1 pseudogene is annotated in these 314 nt (G+C 60.5%); it reads left to right on the forward strand.

Annotated features, from left to right (window positions below):
* Positions 1-298, forward strand: a pseudogene (locus tag HX803_RS32390) (acetyltransferase); the annotation flags it as partial.
* Positions 299-314 lie beyond the last annotated feature (16 nt).

The raw sequence follows: 314 nt of genomic DNA on the forward strand, positions 1-314 counted from the left end.
TGGACCAGTCTGCTGGCGGTGCTCGGCGTGTACGCGTGCTGGTCACTGGCGCGGGTGCTGATGGTGTCGACCCTCATCACACGGGCGATGACCTACATTGGCCAGAACACCCTGATCCTGCTGATCTTCCACGGAGAGATCCAGCACAAGACGGTTGACCTGCTGGAGCGGCTGGGGCTGCACGCGTTTGTCGCGGCGTGCGTGGGTTTTGTGGTGGGAAGTGATCAAGCGGGTGGCGTTCTTGCGGTTCTTCTACTTCCCGTTCCCGGTGCGTAAGTCATCTCAAGAACAGCGCTGAACAAATGTGGGAGCGG

Origin of the sequence: Pseudomonas sp. P7548 (assembly GCF_013386585.1) — a bacterium.
Classification (GTDB): domain Bacteria; phylum Pseudomonadota; class Gammaproteobacteria; order Pseudomonadales; family Pseudomonadaceae; genus Aquipseudomonas.